Source organism: Micromonospora sp. WMMD882, assembly GCF_027497255.1.
Lineage (GTDB): Bacteria > Actinomycetota > Actinomycetes > Mycobacteriales > Micromonosporaceae > Micromonospora.
Window position 1 is genome coordinate 4,551,222 of record NZ_CP114903.1, and the last position, 15,366, is coordinate 4,566,587.

The following is a 15,366-nucleotide window of genomic DNA, read 5'->3' on the forward strand; positions in this document are numbered from 1 at the left end:
GGAATGGCAGGTTCGGTACGATAAATGTCGCTATATGCAACATTAGTTAAGAGTATGGCCTATTGTAACTATCCGTCCAACCGTCCGATGCGGAGCGGGGCGATCTGCTTTCGCTCCGCATTCGCCGTGTCGCCCGGCGCTGCCGAATGGTCTCCGCGCATCCGGCCGACGGCCCGTCGGCGTGGCGTGTCCGGCGTGGACCGGAGCGTGCTCATTCCGTTCCCCTCCGATCCCGCTCCGCGCCGATCCTCACCGAATTGGTAGACGTACGGACAGTGGCGCGGGAGTTCCCCCTCGCCCCGCCCGGGCGTCTCGTGGTCACCGGTCCGGAATACCTGTCGGGCATCTTAGGGAATCGCAACCGGGCGGGTGGGGCAATCGGCCGCCCGGACACCGGCCGTCGGCCCAGCGGGCGGCGGAGCCCCGCCCGGCGATAGGCTCGCCGGGTGACCGAACCCGCGCAGTTGACGCACCTCGACCAGGCGGGCGCGGCCCACATGGTCGACGTCTCGGCCAAGCCGGTCTCCGGTCGGCGGGCCGTGGCGGCCGGCCGGCTACGGACCACCCCCGAGGTGATCGGGCTGCTCCGCCGGGACGGGCTCCCCAAGGGCGACGCGCTCGCCGTCGGGCGGCTCGCCGGCATCATGGGCGCGAAGCGCACCCCCGAGCTGGTGCCGCTCTGCCACCCCATCGCGCTGCACAGCGTCACCGTCGACTTCGCGTTCACCGCCGACACGGTGGAGATCACCGCGACCACGAGGACCGCCGACCGGACCGGCGTCGAGATGGAGGCGCTCACCGCGGTCGCCACCGCCGGGCTCGCCCTGGTCGACATGGTCAAGGCCGTCGACCCGGCGGCGTCGATCGACGCGGTACGCGTACTCCGCAAGGAGGGCGGCCGTACCGGCGACTGGCAGCGGCCGGCGGACCGGCCGTGATCCGGGCCCGGGTGATCGTGGCGTCCAACCGGGCCGCGGCCGGGGTCTACGCCGACACCAGCGGTCCCCTGCTCGTCGCCGGCCTGCGGGAACTGGGCTGCACGGTCGACGAACCGGTGGTGGTCGCCGACGGCGAGCCGGTCGGTCGGGCGCTGCGGGAGGCCGTCGCCGACCGCGTCGACGTGGTGCTGACCAGCGGCGGCACCGGCGTGACCCCCACCGACCGGACCCCGGACGTCACCCGGGCCGTGCTCGACTACGAGATCCCCGGCATCGCCGAGGCGATCCGCGCGCACAGCCGGGCCACGGTCCCCACCGCGGCGCTGTCCCGGGGGCTGGCCGGGGTGGCGGGCCGGACGCTCGTGGTGAACCTGCCCGGCTCCACCGGCGGCGCCCGCGACGGGCTCGCGGTGCTCGAGCCGATCCTCGGCCACACCGTCGACCAGCTACGCGGCGGCGACCACTGACCCCGCCCGATAGGGTTGGCCGCGTGACTGTGCGGAGCGAGCCGACCGGGACCAGCGCCGCCGGGCAACCGGCCGCCGCGCCACCGCCGGCAGGCTGGGAGGAAGCCCGGGCCCGGGGGTACGCGGTCGGCTCGGCCGCCGCGCTCCCCGTCGTCGACCGGTCGCTGGCCGAAGCGGACGGACACACCCTCGCCGCGCCCCTGACCACCCGCACCGACCTGCCCGCCTTCCCGACCTCCAGCGTCGACGGCTGGGCGGTACGCGGCGCGGGCCCGTGGCGGGTCGTCGGCCGGGTGCTCGCCGGAGGCGCCCCGGACCCGCTGACCGGGGACGGCGTCACGGTCGAGATCGCCACCGGCGCGATGGTGCCCGAGGGGACCACCGCCATCCTGCGGGTCGAGGAGTCCGGCCGGACCGCCGACGGCCGGGTGACCGGCACGCCCCGACCCGCTCCGGAGTGGCGACTGCCCGGCGAGGAGGCCGCGGCCGGTGAGGAGCTGCTCCCGGCCGGCACCCCGGTCGACCCGGCGCTGATCGGGCTGGCCGCCTCCTGCGGTCACGACTCGCTCCCGGTCCGCCGGCCGCCCCGCGCGGCCCTGCTGGTCTTCGGCGACGAGCTGCTGACCACCGGCCCGCCGGGCGGCGGCCGGGTCCGCGACGCCCTCGGCCCGGCCGTGCCGGCCTGGCTGCGCCGGTACGGCTGCCAGGTGCGGCCGTCCGACGTGGTCGGCCCGGTCGCCGACACGCTCTCCGCGCACGTGAGCGCCCTCGGTCAGGCGTTGACCGGGGCCGACCTGGTCTGCACCACCGGCGGGACGATGCACGGGCCGGTCGACCACCTGCACCCGACGCTCCAGGCGCTCGGCGCGGACTACGTGGTCAACACGGTCGCCGTCCGGCCCGGGTTCCCGATGCTGCTGGCCCGACTCGTCGGCGCCGACGGTCGGGCCCGGTTCGTGGCCGGGCTGCCCGGCAACCCGCAGTCGGCGATCGTCGCCCTGGTCTCGCTTGTCGCCCCGCTGCTGGCCGGGCTCCAGGGCCGGCCGATGCCGACGCTGCCGCAGGTCACGCTGGCCGAGCCGATCCGTGGCCGCGGGGACCACACCCACCTCGCCCTGGTCCGGCTCGACGCGACGGACGGCGCCGCCCGACCGGTCCGGCACGTCGGCTCGGCGATGCTGCGCGGTCTGGCCGGCGCCGACGGGTTCGCGGTGATCCGGCCGGGGACGAGCGGAGAGCCCGGGGCCCGGGTGCCGATGGTGCCGCTGCCCCTGCTGCCCGGGGAACGGACATGGTGAACCCGACCGCCGCCGTCCCAGCGGCGGACGTGCCGCCGGGGGCCGCCGCGACCGCCGTGCCGTCGGGCGTCGCCGTGCCGTCGGGCGTCGCCGCGACCGCCGTGCCGCCGGGGGCCGCCGCGACCGCCGTGCGGGTGGCGCGGGCCGAGGTGACCGTCGAGCCGCTCGACCTCGCCGGGCACGAGGCGGCGGTCGCCGACCGGCGGGCCGGGGCGGTGGTCTCCTTCCAGGGCGTGGTGCGCGACCACGACCACGGCCGGTCGGTCACCGCCCTGGAGTACGAGGGCCACCCCAGCGCCACCGAGGTGCTCCGGCAGGTCGCCGCCGAGGTGGCCGCCGACCCGGACGTGTACGCGGTGGCCGTCTCGCACCGGATCGGCCCCCTGGCGATCGGTGACGTCGCCCTGGTCGCGGCGGTCAGCACGGCCCACCGTGCCGCCGCGTTCGCGGCCTGCGCCCGCCTGGTCGACGAGGTGAAGGCCCGGCTGCCGATCTGGAAACGGCAGGTCTTCGCCGACGGCGCCGAGGAGTGGGTCAACTGCCCGTGACCGGGCGGGCCCACGGTCAGCGTCGGCCGACCGCCTCCGGCCGGGCCGGACGCTCGGTGTAGAAGGCCGGCTCGGCGCCGGGCCGCCAGGGCAGCGCCGCCACCAGCACGATCAGCGCCAGGGCCAGCGAGTTCTCCATCAGCGCGCCGAACAGCCCGTCGGCGTAGTGCGACACCTCGGGAAGCTGGTGCTCGTACGGCCAGATGGGCGAGACCAGGAAGAGCAGGTAGAGCGCCACGGCGGCGGCCCCGTGCCGGAACCCGGTCATCGCCGGGTACCAGATGGGCGGCCGGAGCCCGTTGACGCCGGGCGGCCCCCCGTACGACGATGCCGGCCCGGACCGCTGGACCAGGCCCCGGCTCGCCTCGCGCCGCCGGATCGCCGCGTCGGCCAGCACCACGATCGCCGGGATGACCCAGACCAGGTGGTGCGTCCACGAGATCGGGCTGATCACGTTGGTGGTGAGCCCGACGAGGGTGAACGCGGTCAGCTCGTCACCGTCGGCGCGGGCGTTCGCGGCCCGGGAGAGGCCCAGCGCGAGCATCAGCACCGCGAACGAGAACCAGAGCAGCCCGGGCGTCTCGATCGAGTCGTAGAGCCGGGCCAGCAGACCGGCCAGCGACTGGTTCGGCGTCATGTCGGCCGCGCCGACCCGTTCGGTCTGCCAGAGCACCTGGGTGAAGTAGGCGCGGGACTCCTCCCCGGCGACGGCGAACATGCCCAGGGAGACGCCGGCGGCGGTGCCGGTGGCCGTCGCGGCGGCCCGCCACTGCCGGGTGATCAGCAGGTAGACGATGAACAGCGCCGGGGTGAGCTTGATCGAGGTGGCCAGCCCGATCCCCGCGCCGGCCCAGCCGCCGCCGTACACGAACCGGCGCAGCGGCCCGTCGTCGCGGCGGTACCGGGTGCCCCGACGGGACCGCCACCTCAGGCCGATCAGGTCCGCGGCGACCAGCGCGAAGAGCAGCAGGTTCACCTGGCCGTACCCGAGGGTCTCGCGGACCGGCTCGATGGCGACCGCGAGGGGCGCCGCGACCGCGACGACGAACCACAGGGGTTGACCGAGCCGGTCGACGATCGGTCGGAGCAGCGCGGCCAGCACCACGGTCAGCGCGGCCACGCTGCCGAGCGCGTTGAGCCAGCCGGCGGCCGGCACGGGCAGGTGCGCCATCGGCAGCATGACCAGCCCGGCGAACGGGGGGTAGGTGAACCCGAGGGTGGTCCGGGGGGCGACGAACTCGTACAGCTCGTTACCGGTGACCCACCAGACCATCGCCCCGTGGTAGATCTTCATGTCGAAGAAGTTGTACGGACGGCCGAACGCTCCGACGGCGCTCCAGGCGGCGTAGACGGCGGCGGCCACGATGCCGAGGCGGATCGCCGTCCGGCGGTCGATGCCCCGGACCACCCGGCGCACGGGGGCGAAGCGGTCCGCCCGTCTCTCGACGGTCGCCGGCATGGCGTGGCCACCCCCGTACCAACTTCGTCCTATCCGTCCAGGTCCTGCACGGAGCCTAGAACGGTGCCTCACCTTGATGCCTCCCGCGTTACGTGACCGTGTCCGATCCCACACCAGTTTTTGACATTTCCACCGCGTTAACGCTTCGCGGGTGGTTCAGGGGATTAGCGGCCTTAGCGGGGGGTGAGGCCTTGGTTCGAGGAATGTCCGACCAGGTCAGTCGGGTTGTCGGCCGAGCGACCCGGCCGGGGAGCCGACCGGCCCGGCCAGGGCGCCGACCGGATCAGCCGGGAAGTCGACGGGCCGCGGTCGCCGTCCGTACGGCGAGCCGGGTCTCCCGCCGGGCGGTCCGGACGGCACGTCGCACCGAACGTCGGGAGTGGCCGATCCGGTGCCCGGCCCGCCACCGGAGGCTGGGGCGGCCACCCGTGTCGGCGGCGGCCAGCAGCAGGCCGCCGATCAGCCCGAGATTCTTCAGGAAGTGCACCTGGTGGCCGGCCCGGGCCGCCGGGTCGTCCTGCGCCCAGAACGGGTGACCGGCCAGGGTGGTCGGCACCAGCGACCCGGCGAGCAGCAACGACACCGGCCGGGTGGCGTGCCCGGTGGCCAGGAGCAGGCCGCCCACCACCTGCGCCGCCCCGTTGGCCCGGATCAGCGTCTCGGCGTCGCTGGGCAGGGTGGGCGCGGTCTGCTCCAGCAGCGGCGTGATCCGGTCGGTGACCGGCTTGGACTGCTCGACGTACCGACCGGGATCACGGAACTGGCGGAGCCCGCCGGTCACGAAGACGCCGCTCAGCAGGACTCGGGCGAGGGAGCGCAAGGGACTCATGGGTCAGTCATACCCCGTCCCGGCAGGGATTATGGCTGCAACCGTCGATCTGCCCGCCACCTCCGCCCCGGTCCGGGGCGGTCACGGCGGCCGGCGGCGCGCGACTCGCCGACCCGTCGCGCGCGTCCCGGGTGGACCCGGCGGGGCGGGTAACGTCCCGAGGATGACCACGCTGCGGCTGCGACCCGAGGGGCCCGCCGACACCGAGCCGATCCGGCAGGTGCTCGCCGGGGCGTTCGCCCGCCCCGACCTCGCGGTCCCCCCGGAGGTCGGCCTGGTCGAGGAGTTGCGCGGCAGCGCCGCCTGGCTCCCCGAGCTGGCCATGGTCGCCGAGTACGGCGGTGAGCTGGCCGGCTACGCCCTGCTCACCCGGGTCCGGGTGAGCCCCGCGCAGTTTCCCGCGCTGGTGCTCGGGCCGGTCGCCGTGGCCCCGCACCGGCAACGGATCGGTCTGGGGACCTCCGTCGTGCAGGCCGCCCTGGAAGCCGCCACCGAGCTCGGCGAGCGGCTGGTCGTGGTGCTCGGCGACCCGGCTTTCTACCGCCGGTTCGGGTTCGGCCCGGCGGACCGGGCGGGGCTGTCCAGCCCGTGGTCCGGGCTGGGGGAGCCGTGGCAGGCGTTGGTGCTGCCGCTGGCGGTGAGCGGCGCGGCGGAGCCGCCCCCGGGCGAGGTGGTCTTCCCGCCCCCGTGGTCCCGGGTCTGACCCCCGCGACCCGTCTGACCCCCCGGGCTCAGCCGGGCTGGGTGCGCAGGTACCGGCCGAAGTGCGGGACGGTGAAGGCGACCGTGCCCCGCTCACCGGAGTAGATCAGCCCCTTCTTGATCAGCGCGTCCCGGGCCGGCGAGAGGCTCGCCGGTTTCCGGTCCAGGGACCGGGCGATCTCGGCGGTCGGCACCGCGTCCAGGTCGTCCCGCGCCGCCCCGGGGTCGCCGTCGAGGCGGGACAGCGTCGCCATCGCCCGCATGTACTCCCGCTCGGCCGGGGTGGCCCGCTCGAAGCGGGAGCCGAAGAACCCCACCGCCAGCTCCGCCTCGGCCTCCGGGGCGGCCACCCGGACGTCGTCGGCGGTGACCGGCGAGCGGGGCGCGTTGTCCCAGGTGGCCTTCCCGTACGCCTGGACGAAGTACGGGTAGCCGCCGGAGGACTCGTACAGCAGGTCGAGCGCCTTCGACTCGTACTCGACGCCCTCCCGCGCGGCCGGCGCGCAGAGCGCCTGGTCGGCGGCGATCCGGTCCAGCCGGTCGATGCGCTGGTAACGGTAGAGCCGCTCGGAGTACGACTTGGCCGCGCTGAGCACCGCCGGCAGGTGGGGCAGCCCGGCGCCCACCACGATCAACGGCGCGCCGAGCTGCGACAGCTCGTGGCAGGCGGCACAGAGCGCGGAGACGTCCTCCGGGCCGAGATCCTGCATCTCGTCGATGAACACGGCGATGCCGGTGCCCACGTCGGCGGCCACGCTCGCCGCGTCGGTGAGCAGCTCGACCAGGTCGATCTCGATGTCCCCGGAGTCGGCCCGGCCGCTGCTCGCCGGCACGTCGATGCCCGGCTGCCAGCGGTCCCGCAGGCGCGGGGCGGTCGTGCCCCGCCGCCCGTCGGCGCTCGCCGGGCCGCGCTGGGCGAACGCCCTGAGCACGCCGAGGAACGCGTCGATCCGGTCGGGCGCCCGGTGCCGGGAGGCCAGCTCGCGTACCGCCATGTGCAGGGCCGCCGCCACCGGCCGCCGCAACGACTGGTCCGGCCGGGCCTCGATCTTGCCGGTGCCCCACAGCCGGCCGATCGCCGCGGAACGCAGCGTGTTGAGCAGGACGGTCTTGCCCACCCCGCGCAGCCCGGTGAGCATCAGACTGCGCTCCGGTCGCCCCCGGGCGATCCGCTCCAGCACCACGTCGAACACGTCGAGCTCCCGCCCCCGACCGGCCAGCTCGGGTGGGCGTTGCCCCGCGCCCGGGGCGTACGGGTTGCGGACGGGATCCACGTCTCGCACCGTATCGGGCCGTCTAACGTGCCAGCTAGAAGTGGGTAGAGGAGGCTACCGGCGTGTCGTGTCGAGGCCCGTCTACGGCTTTCTAGCGTCCACCGTAGAGAGCTGTAGAAGCGGCTACCGCGTACGCCGCTCCGGCCCCGGCGGCCCGGCTCGGCGACCCGACGGCCCGGCCGGTCCGGTCGGCCCGGTCAGCGGAGCTTGAGGCAGAGCACGAAGTCGAGGGTGTCCAGCTCGCTGTTGTAGAAGTACCAGTCGGTGTACCCGTCGACCCGGGCGCACTTCGTCTCGGCGTCCTTCTCGCCGCTGGTCGCCCCGTCGAACCGCCGCAGCACCTCGTACGTCTTCGGCGCGCACCCGGTGATCAGCAGCTTCGGCCGCGCCCCGGCCGACGCCTCGTTGCGTACGCACTGCCCCACCTCGGCGAACCGGGGGTCGGCCGACGACTCGGGAGCGAGCGCGCTCGGCGAGACGTCCGCCGGCTCGTCGGGCGGCGCGGACGGCGGCGCGTCGGTCGGCGCGGGCGTCACCGACGGCAGGGCGGCGACCTCGTCCGGGGCCGTCTCGTCCGAGTTGGCCAGCCAGAACAGGCCCGCGCCACCGCCGAGCACCAGCACCACCAGCACGGCGAGCACCGCGACCGTCCGGCCCCGGCCGCGCCGACGCGGCGGGGGCGCGGCGGCCGGCTCGGGCCCGCCGAGGAACGCCGGAAGCTGACCGCCGGAAACCGGCGGACCGTATCCGTCCCGCCGCTCCGCCGGATACGGCCCACCCCGCCGGTACGGCTCCGCCGCCGGGTACGGCTCTCCGCCCCGGTACGGCTCTCCGCCCCGGTACGGGTCACCAGCCTGGTAAGGGTCGCGTTCCTGGTACGGGTGGCCGCTGCCGGCCGGCTCCGTCCAGCCACCCCGGTCGCGGGGCTGGTACGGCTGGTCCGGGCGTCGCCCGGACCACGGGTCCGGTCGGCCGGCCCCCGGCGGTCCGTGGTTCGCCATGCTCGCCTCCTGGCACGGGTCGTGAGGGCCGGGCGACCGGGGCGGACGCCGACGTGGGGTCACCGTAGCGTGAACGACTGATCAGCTCACGGCTCGTGGCCGCGCGGGTCGCGACGGCCCTCACATCAGCCGTAGCTGCCGGTTCCTCGGGCGGGCCGGCTCCGCCGCGCCGAACCGTTCGAACAGTCCCGGATCGATCGCGTCCAGGAACGGCGACGGGCGGACCTCCCGTTCCGGCCCGTGCCGGGCGCGGCGGGCGGCGTGGCTGACGTAGAGCCGGTCCTGGGCGCGGGTCAGCCCGACGAAGAACAGCCGCCGCTCCTCGGCGACGTCGTCGTCGCTGGGCGTCGAGCCCGGCCAGCGCAACGGCAGCAGCCCGTCCTCGCAGCCGACCAGGAAGACCACCGGGAACTCCAACCCCTTCGCGGCGTGCAGGGTGAGCAGGGTGACCGCCTCGGCACGCGGGTCGAGCGCGTCCACCTCCGCGCCGGTGGCGAGCTGCGACAGGAACAGCGGCAGGTCGTCGCCGCAGCGTCGGGCCAGCGGGGTGAGCAGGTCGACCGCGGCCCGGACGTCCTCCGGGCGCACCGAGCCGGTGGCATCCAGGGTGGGCGCGGCGTACCGGTCGGCGAGGAGCTGCCCGACCAGCCGTACCCGGGCCGGCAGCCCGCCGTCGAGGCCGTCGGCGTGCCGCAGCTCGCGGGCGATCGCCGCCACGCCGGGCCGGTCCCGCAGCCGGTCGTGCGACCGCTTCTGCACCGGCACGTTCGCCCGGCTCAGCGCGTCCAGGATCGGGGCGGCCTGGGCGTCGGTGCGGTACAGCACGGCGATGTCCGAGAAGGAGAGGGTGGTGCTGCGCCCGTCGATCCGTCCGGAGTCCAGCGACCGGTGGGAGAGGCCGCCGACCAGCTCGTCGACGGTGCGTACCACGAAGTCGGCCTCGTCGGCGACGGACGCCGCCGGGTACCGGCCGACCAGCGGGGCCTCCGGGTCGAGCCGGGCCGGATCCAACCGGCGGCCCCGGACCAGCGACGACGGCGCGATGGCCTGCGCCGCCGCGGCCAGGATCGGCGCCGACGAGCGGTAGTTGCGGTTCAGCCGGACGGGCCGCGCGTCGGTGAAGTCCTCGGCGAAACGCAGGAAGTACCCGACGTCCGCGCCCCGGAACGAGTAGATCGCCTGGTCCGGGTCGCCGATCGCGCAGAGGTTGCCGTCGGCCGGGCTGAGCAGCCGCAACAGCTCGTACTGGACCGCGTCGACGTCCTGGTACTCGTCCACGAAGATCCACCGCCAGCGGTCCCGGTACCGCTGGGTCAGCTTGCGGTCGGCGCGCAGCAGCCCCACCGGCAGGCTGAGCAGCTCGTCCAGGTCGACGAGCTGCTGCTTGCGCAGCAGCGCGGTGTAGGTGGCGATGTCGTCGCCGGCCTCCGCGCGGGCGGCGGCGCGCTCGACGTCGTCGGCGATCCGGAAGTCCGGCGGCAGGCCGGCCGCCTCGGCGTTCTCCCGCAGGATCGCCAACCCGAGGGAGTGGAACGTGCCGACGGTGACGTCCTCGGCGACCGGCCCGAGCAGCCCGTCGAGGCGGTGCCGCAGCTCCTCGGCGGCCCGCCGGGTGAAGGTGATCGCCAGGCAGGTCTCCGGGAAGACGTTCAGCTCGGCGCAGAGGTACGCGATCCGGTGGGTCAGCGTCCGGGTCTTGCCGGTGCCCGGCCCGGCCACGATCAGCAGCGGACCGCCCGGCGCGGAGGCGGCCACCCGCTGCATCGCGTCCAGCCGGTCCAGCAGGCCGGTGCCGACCTCCTCCATGCCGGCGAGCATCGGCTCGAACGGCTCGTGCGGCGACGGCGCGGCCGCGATCGGCGGGACGGGCGGCGGGGTCTCCCGGGTCGGCCGTCGCCTCGGCTCCGCCGCCGCCGGCTTCGTCCGGGCCGCCGGCTCCTTCCGGGTCACCCGCTGCTTCGGTACGGGCACCTCGAACAACGCGTCGGCCTGCGGTTTCCCGGACGTACGCAGCTCGTCCGGGTCGAAGAGCGTGATCACGCCGTACTCGCCGTCGAAGCCCGGCACCCGGCGCACCTCGCCCCGGCGCAGCCGGCCGATGCCCTCGGCGAGCAGCTCCCCGCCGACCCGCGCGATCTCCGGCAGCGGGGTGCTGGTCAGGATCTCCAGCTCCGGGCCGAGCCCGGCGACCAGGTCGTTCAGTTTCCCCTCGACCCGCTTCGACCGGGGGCCGACCTGGTTCAGCTCACCGAGGATCTCGGCCAGCGGCACCAGGTGGGTGACGTCGCGGGCCTGCGGCGGCCGGTGCCCCTCGGGCCGGTCGGCCAGCTCCTCGACCCGGCTGAGCACGCCCACGGTGAGCGGTTTCCCGCACTCCGGGCAGCGCCCGCCGGCTGCCCGGGTCCGCTCCGGGGACCAGCTCACCCCGCACAGCCGGTGTCCGTCGGCGTGGTACTTCCCCTCCTCCGGGAAGAACTCGATGGTGCCGGCCAGCCCGTCCCCGGTGCGCAGCGCCTCCCGGATGGCGAAGTAGTCCCGCCCGGTCGCGAAGACCGTGGCCTCCCGGGCCAGCGCCGGCGGCGAGTGGGCGTCCGAGTTGGACACGAGCTGGTACCCGTCCAGGCTGCCCACCCGCCAGTTCATCGCCGGGTCCGAGGAGAGCCCGGTCTCCACGGCGAAGATGTGCCCGGCCAGGTCGGCGTAACAGTCGGCGATCGCGTCGAAACCGGACTTCGAGCCCAGCGCCGAGAACCACGGCGTCCAGATGTGCGCCGGGACGAGGTAGCCGTCCGGGCTGGCCTCCAGGGTGATCTCCAACAGGTCCCGGGAGTCCAGGCCGAGGATCGGCCGACCGTCCGAGGCGATGTTGCCGATCCGGGCGAGCGTGGCGTTGAACCGCTCGACCGCGTCCAGATCCGGCAGGTACACCAGATGGTGCACCTTACGGGTGCGGTCGTCCCGCTTGTAGATCGTGGAGATCTCCACGCTGAGCAGGTACCGGACCGGGTCGGCCTCGGCCGCGTCGGCCAGCCGGGACGGCAGCCGCCGGGCGATGTCCCGTTCCGCCTCCGGGCTGAGCCGGTACAGGCCCGGCTCGGCCGGACGCAGCGTCTCCCGCAGGTGGTCGTACCAGGCGGGGTGGGTGAAGTCGCCGGTGCCGAGCACGCCGATGCCCTTACGCCGGGCCCACCAGCCGAGGTTCGGCAGGGTCAGGTCCCGGCTGCACGCCCGCGAGTACTTCGAGTGGATGTGCAGGTCCGCGACGAACGGCGAGGGACCGCCGGAGGAGGGTACGGCGCTGAACAGGGGCACGCCGCATCCTGTCACGCCCGCCCGGACCGCCTCCGCCCGCCACGCGCGAGCGTGACCTGCGCTATGTGGACCGGGCCGGGACGCGTCACGTCGAGCGGAGCTCGACGAGGGTGATCTGAGGCTCCGCGCCGACCCGCACCGGCGGGCCCCAGAAGCCGGCGCCGTTGGTCACGTAGACCTTCGTGCCGTCCACCTCGCCGAGCCCGGAGACCACCGGCTGCTGGAGCCGGACCGCCCAGTTGAACGGCACGATCTGCCCGCCGTGGGTGTGCCCGGACAGTTGCAGGTCCACCCCGAACTTCGCCGCCTCGACCGCGGCCACCGGCTGGTGGGCCAGCAGCACCACCGGCCGGGACGGGTCCCGGTCGGCGAGCGCCGCCGCGTAGTCCGGGCCGGCGGCCAGCCCGACGCCGCCCTCCCCGGACGGGTCGTTCACCCCGGCCAGGTCCAGCGCGCCGCCCCTCGCGGCGATCTCCAGCCGCTCGTTCTGGAGCACCCGCAGGCCGAGCCGGTCCACCTCCTGCACCCACTCCTCCACGCCGGAGTAGTACTCGTGGTTACCGGTGACGAAGAAGCTGCCGTACCGGGAACGCAGGTCCCGCAGCGGCGCGGCGGCCCCGCCCAACTCGGCGACCGTGCCGTCGACCAGGTCGCCCACCACCGCCACCAGGTCGGCGTCGAGCCGGTTGATGGCGGCCACGATCCGCTCGGTGTGCGCCCGGCCGCGCAGCGGACCCAGGTGGATGTCGGAGACGGTGGCGATGCGCAGGCCGTCCATGCCGCGGGGAAGCTTGGCGAGCGGGATCCGTACCCGGTCGAGCTGCGGCGGGCCGAGGGCGGTGCGGACGCCGTACCCGGTGAGGCCGGTGGCGGTGAGCCCGGCGAAGATGGCCGCGCCGCGGGCCAGCAGCAGCCGGCGGGCCGGGTCGTGGTCGGGCTGCCCGACCGCCTCGGCAGCCGGCGGGTCGGCGGCGCCGGCGCCCCCGACCAGGGCCGGCTCCGGCGCGGCGGCGGTCGGCTCGGCCGCGGCGACCCGGCGGCGCAGCGCCAGCCGGGCGGTCAGCATCGGCAGCTCCAGGGCGACCAGCACGACCAGCAGGTAGAACATCACCGCCAGCCAGAGGTAACCGGGCCAGGCCACCCAGTAGAGGCCGTTCTGGGTGGCCACCATGGTCGACGGAACGAGCACGGCGAGCACCCCGGCGCCGACCGCGCCGATCCGCCGCCAGCGGCCCGGCCGGGTGGTGTCCCGGACGAGCCGCTTCCACAGGTAGAAGTGGATCAGTCCGGTGATCAGCGCCAGGGTGCCCACGAAACCCAGGACCGCCAACACGTGATGTGCCTCCTTCAGCCCCCGGCGAACGGAGGCAGGACGTCGACCGTGACCCCGGCCGGCAGCAGCGCCCGACGATCATGGCAGGTCACCCCGTCGACCAGGAAACTCGCCGCCCGCAGCACCCGGGCCAGCGGGTCGCCGTGCCGCGCGGCCAGCTCGTCGAGCAGTTCGTCGAGCGTACGCCCGGCGGCGGCGCTCTCCTCGGCACGTCCGGCCGCGGCGCGGGCCCCCGCGAAGTAGCGGACGGTGAGCTCCATCTCAGCCCCCGATCGCGGACATCGGCCGGGCCGGCCGCAGGAACGTCGGATCGTCGATGCCGTGCCCGGCCCGCTTGCCCCGGGTGGCCTGCTGCCAGCGCCGGGCCAGCTCGGCGTCGTCGGCCCCGCCGCGCAACGCCCCCCGCAGGTCCGACTCCTCGGTGGCGAAGAGGCAGTTGCGGATCTGCCCGTCGGCGGTGAGCCGGGTCCGGTCGCAGTCGCCGCAGAACGGCCGGGTGACGCTGGCGATCACGCCGACCCGGGCCGGACCGCCGTCGACCAGCCAGGTCTCGGCGGGCGCGGCCCCCCGGTGGGCCGGATCGGGTACGAGCGCGAACGCGTCGCCGAGCGCGGTCAGGATCTCGTCGGCGGTGACCATGGCGGCGCGGTCCCAGCCGTGCTGGGCGTCCAGCGGCATCTGCTCGATGAACCGCAGCTCGTAGCCGTGCGCCAGGGCGAAGCGGAGCAGCGCGGGGGCCTCGTCGTCGTTGATCCCGCGCATCAGCACCGAGTTGACCTTGACGGGAGCGAGGCCGGCGGCCAGCGCCCCGGCCAGGCCGGCCAGCACGTCGGGCAGGCGCGGCCGGCGGGTCAACCGGGCGAACCGGTCGGGGTCCAGGGTGTCCAGGGACACGTTCACCCGGTCCAGACCGGCGGCGGCCAGGGCGGGGGCGACCCGGTCCAACCCGATGCCGTTGGTGGTCAGCGAGATGCGTGGCCGGGGCTCCAGCGCCGCCACGGCGGCCACGATCCGGGTCAGGCCGGGACGGATCAGCGGCTCGCCGCCGGTGAAGCGCACCTCGGTCACCCCGAGCCGCCGGACCGCCACCCCGACCAGCCGGACGATCTCGTCGTCGGTGAGCAGGTCGGGGCCGGCCAGCCAGGGCAGCCCCTCGGCCGGCATGCAGTAGGAGCAGCGCAGGTTGCACTTGTCGGTCAACGAGACACGCAGGTCCCGGGCGACGCGCCCGTACCGGTCGTCGAGGACCCCGGGGTGCGGTGGCGCTGCGCTCATCGCTCGACGTTAGCGCGACCGGACGCCGCCTCCAGCGCCTGCCGGGCCGTCCGGCCGACCGCCTCCCGCCAGCCCGCGCCGAACAGGGCGGTGTGCACCAGCATCAGATGGAGCTGGTGCACCGGGACCCGCGCCGCCCAGCCGTCGGCCAGCGGCCACGCCTCCCGGTAGGCGGCCAGCACCCGGTCCAGGTGCGGCACGCCGCCGAACAGCGCCAGTTGCGCCAGGTCGGTCTCCCGGTGGCCGCCGTGCGCCGCCGGGTCCACCAGCCAGGCCCGGCCGTCGATCCCCCACACCACGTTGCCGGGCCAGAGGTCACCGTGGACGCGGGCGGGCGGCTCGTCACCGCCGTACCCGCCGATGCCCGCGATCACCTGCTCGACCAGCGCGGTCTCCGTGGCGGTGAGCGCGCCGCCGTCGACCGAGCGGCGCAGGTACGGCGTCAGCCGACGCCGAACGAACCAGGTCGACCACGGCCCGGAGTCGGGGGTGTTGTCCTGCGGCAGCGCGCCGATGAACCCCGGCCAGTCGGCGCCGAACGCGGGCGCGCCGGCCCGGTGCAGGGCGGCCAGCTCGCGACCGAACCGCTCGGCGGCGGCGGGCGTCGGCTCGCCGGGCTCGATCCAGTCGAGCGCCAGCAGCTCCGGCAGCGCCACCAGCACCTCGGGTACGCCCACCGCGTCCGCCGCCCGCAGCCAGCGCAAGCCGGCCGCCTCGCTGGCGAAGAACCCTTCCGGCGCCGGCCGGTCCGACCCCTCCGGCCAGCTCTTGGCGAAGACCGAGTGACCGTCGTCCAGGGTCAGCCGGGCGGCGGCGCAGATGCTCCCCCCGGTGACCGGCGTCTCCCGGATCCGCTGGTGGGTCAGGAACGTCGGCAGGTGCGCCGGGTGCGCCCGCAGGTAGGCCAGATCCATGAGCGAAACGTAGCCG

14 protein-coding genes are annotated in these 15,366 nt (G+C 75.2%); 5 read left to right on the top strand and 9 right to left on the bottom strand.

The features are described from left to right. Positions 1-446: 446 nt before the first annotated feature. From moaC to O7606_RS19295, 4 genes are all read left to right on the top strand, one after another. On the top strand, positions 447-938 hold the full coding sequence (gene moaC, locus O7606_RS19280) for a cyclic pyranopterin monophosphate synthase MoaC (RefSeq protein WP_281595415.1): 492 nt from the start codon (positions 447-449) through the stop codon (positions 936-938). Then, the gene (locus O7606_RS19285; RefSeq protein WP_281595416.1) at positions 935-1,405 is read left to right on the top strand and encodes a MogA/MoaB family molybdenum cofactor biosynthesis protein; all 471 of its coding nucleotides are present in this window, start codon (positions 935-937) and stop codon (positions 1,403-1,405) included. The genes moaC and O7606_RS19285 overlap by 4 nt, the downstream gene beginning before the upstream one ends. Before the next feature lie 29 nt (positions 1,406-1,434). Further along, positions 1,435-2,703 (top strand): molybdopterin molybdotransferase MoeA, encoded by a 1,269-nt coding sequence (locus O7606_RS19290; RefSeq protein WP_281599761.1) that lies wholly within the window; start codon positions 1,435-1,437, stop codon positions 2,701-2,703. 134 nt (positions 2,704-2,837) lie between these two features. Next, entirely contained in the window at positions 2,838-3,251 is a 414-nt protein-coding gene (locus O7606_RS19295) for a molybdenum cofactor biosynthesis protein MoaE (RefSeq protein ID WP_348651170.1), read from the top strand. 16 nt (positions 3,252-3,267) lie between these two features. Here O7606_RS19295 and O7606_RS19300 read toward each other — a convergent pair whose 3' ends face one another. Together O7606_RS19300 and O7606_RS19305 are read right to left on the bottom strand one after the other, a co-directional pair. After that, positions 3,268-4,710 (bottom strand): glycosyltransferase 87 family protein, encoded by a 1,443-nt coding sequence (locus O7606_RS19300; protein WP_281595417.1) that lies wholly within the window; start codon positions 4,708-4,710, stop codon positions 3,268-3,270. 283 nt (positions 4,711-4,993) lie between these two features. Next, on the bottom strand, positions 4,994-5,539 hold the full coding sequence (locus tag O7606_RS19305; RefSeq protein ID WP_281595418.1) for a DoxX family protein: 546 nt from the start codon (positions 5,537-5,539) through the stop codon (positions 4,994-4,996). A 163-nt stretch (positions 5,540-5,702) separates the two neighbouring features. On the opposite strand from O7606_RS19305, the gene O7606_RS19310 reads away from it, so the two are divergent. After that, positions 5,703-6,242, top strand: a complete 540-nt coding sequence (locus tag O7606_RS19310; RefSeq protein WP_281595419.1) for an N-acetyltransferase — start codon at positions 5,703-5,705, stop codon at positions 6,240-6,242. Positions 6,243-6,270: 28 nt separating this feature from the next. Here O7606_RS19310 and O7606_RS19315 read toward each other — a convergent pair whose 3' ends face one another. From O7606_RS19315 to O7606_RS19345, 7 genes are all read right to left on the bottom strand, one after another. Further along, positions 6,271-7,515, bottom strand: a complete 1,245-nt coding sequence (locus O7606_RS19315; RefSeq protein WP_281595420.1) for an ATP-binding protein — start codon at positions 7,513-7,515, stop codon at positions 6,271-6,273. Between the two features lie 197 nt (positions 7,516-7,712). Then, the gene (locus O7606_RS19320; protein ID WP_281595421.1) at positions 7,713-8,516 is read right to left on the bottom strand and encodes a flagellar basal body protein FliL; all 804 of its coding nucleotides are present in this window, start codon (positions 8,514-8,516) and stop codon (positions 7,713-7,715) included. 120 nt (positions 8,517-8,636) lie between these two features. Next, positions 8,637-11,828, bottom strand: coding sequence for a UvrD-helicase domain-containing protein (locus tag O7606_RS19325; protein WP_281595422.1), 3,192 nt, complete (start codon positions 11,826-11,828; stop codon positions 8,637-8,639). An 85-nt stretch (positions 11,829-11,913) separates the two neighbouring features. After that, a complete protein-coding gene (locus O7606_RS19330; protein WP_281595423.1) occupies positions 11,914-13,161 on the bottom strand; it encodes a metallophosphoesterase in 1,248 nt (415 codons plus the stop codon). Positions 13,162-13,175: 14 nt separating this feature from the next. Next, on the bottom strand, positions 13,176-13,421 hold the full coding sequence (locus tag O7606_RS19335) for a MoaD/ThiS family protein (RefSeq protein WP_281595424.1): 246 nt from the start codon (positions 13,419-13,421) through the stop codon (positions 13,176-13,178). Between the two features lies 1 nt (position 13,422). After that, positions 13,423-14,436, bottom strand: a complete 1,014-nt coding sequence (gene moaA / locus O7606_RS19340) for a GTP 3',8-cyclase MoaA (protein ID WP_281595425.1) — start codon at positions 14,434-14,436, stop codon at positions 13,423-13,425. Continuing rightward, complete coding sequence (locus tag O7606_RS19345; RefSeq protein WP_281595426.1) at positions 14,433-15,350, bottom strand: fructosamine kinase family protein; 918 nt, start codon at positions 15,348-15,350, stop codon at positions 14,433-14,435. Before O7606_RS19345 ends, moaA begins: the two co-directional genes overlap by 4 nt. Positions 15,351-15,366 lie beyond the last annotated feature (16 nt).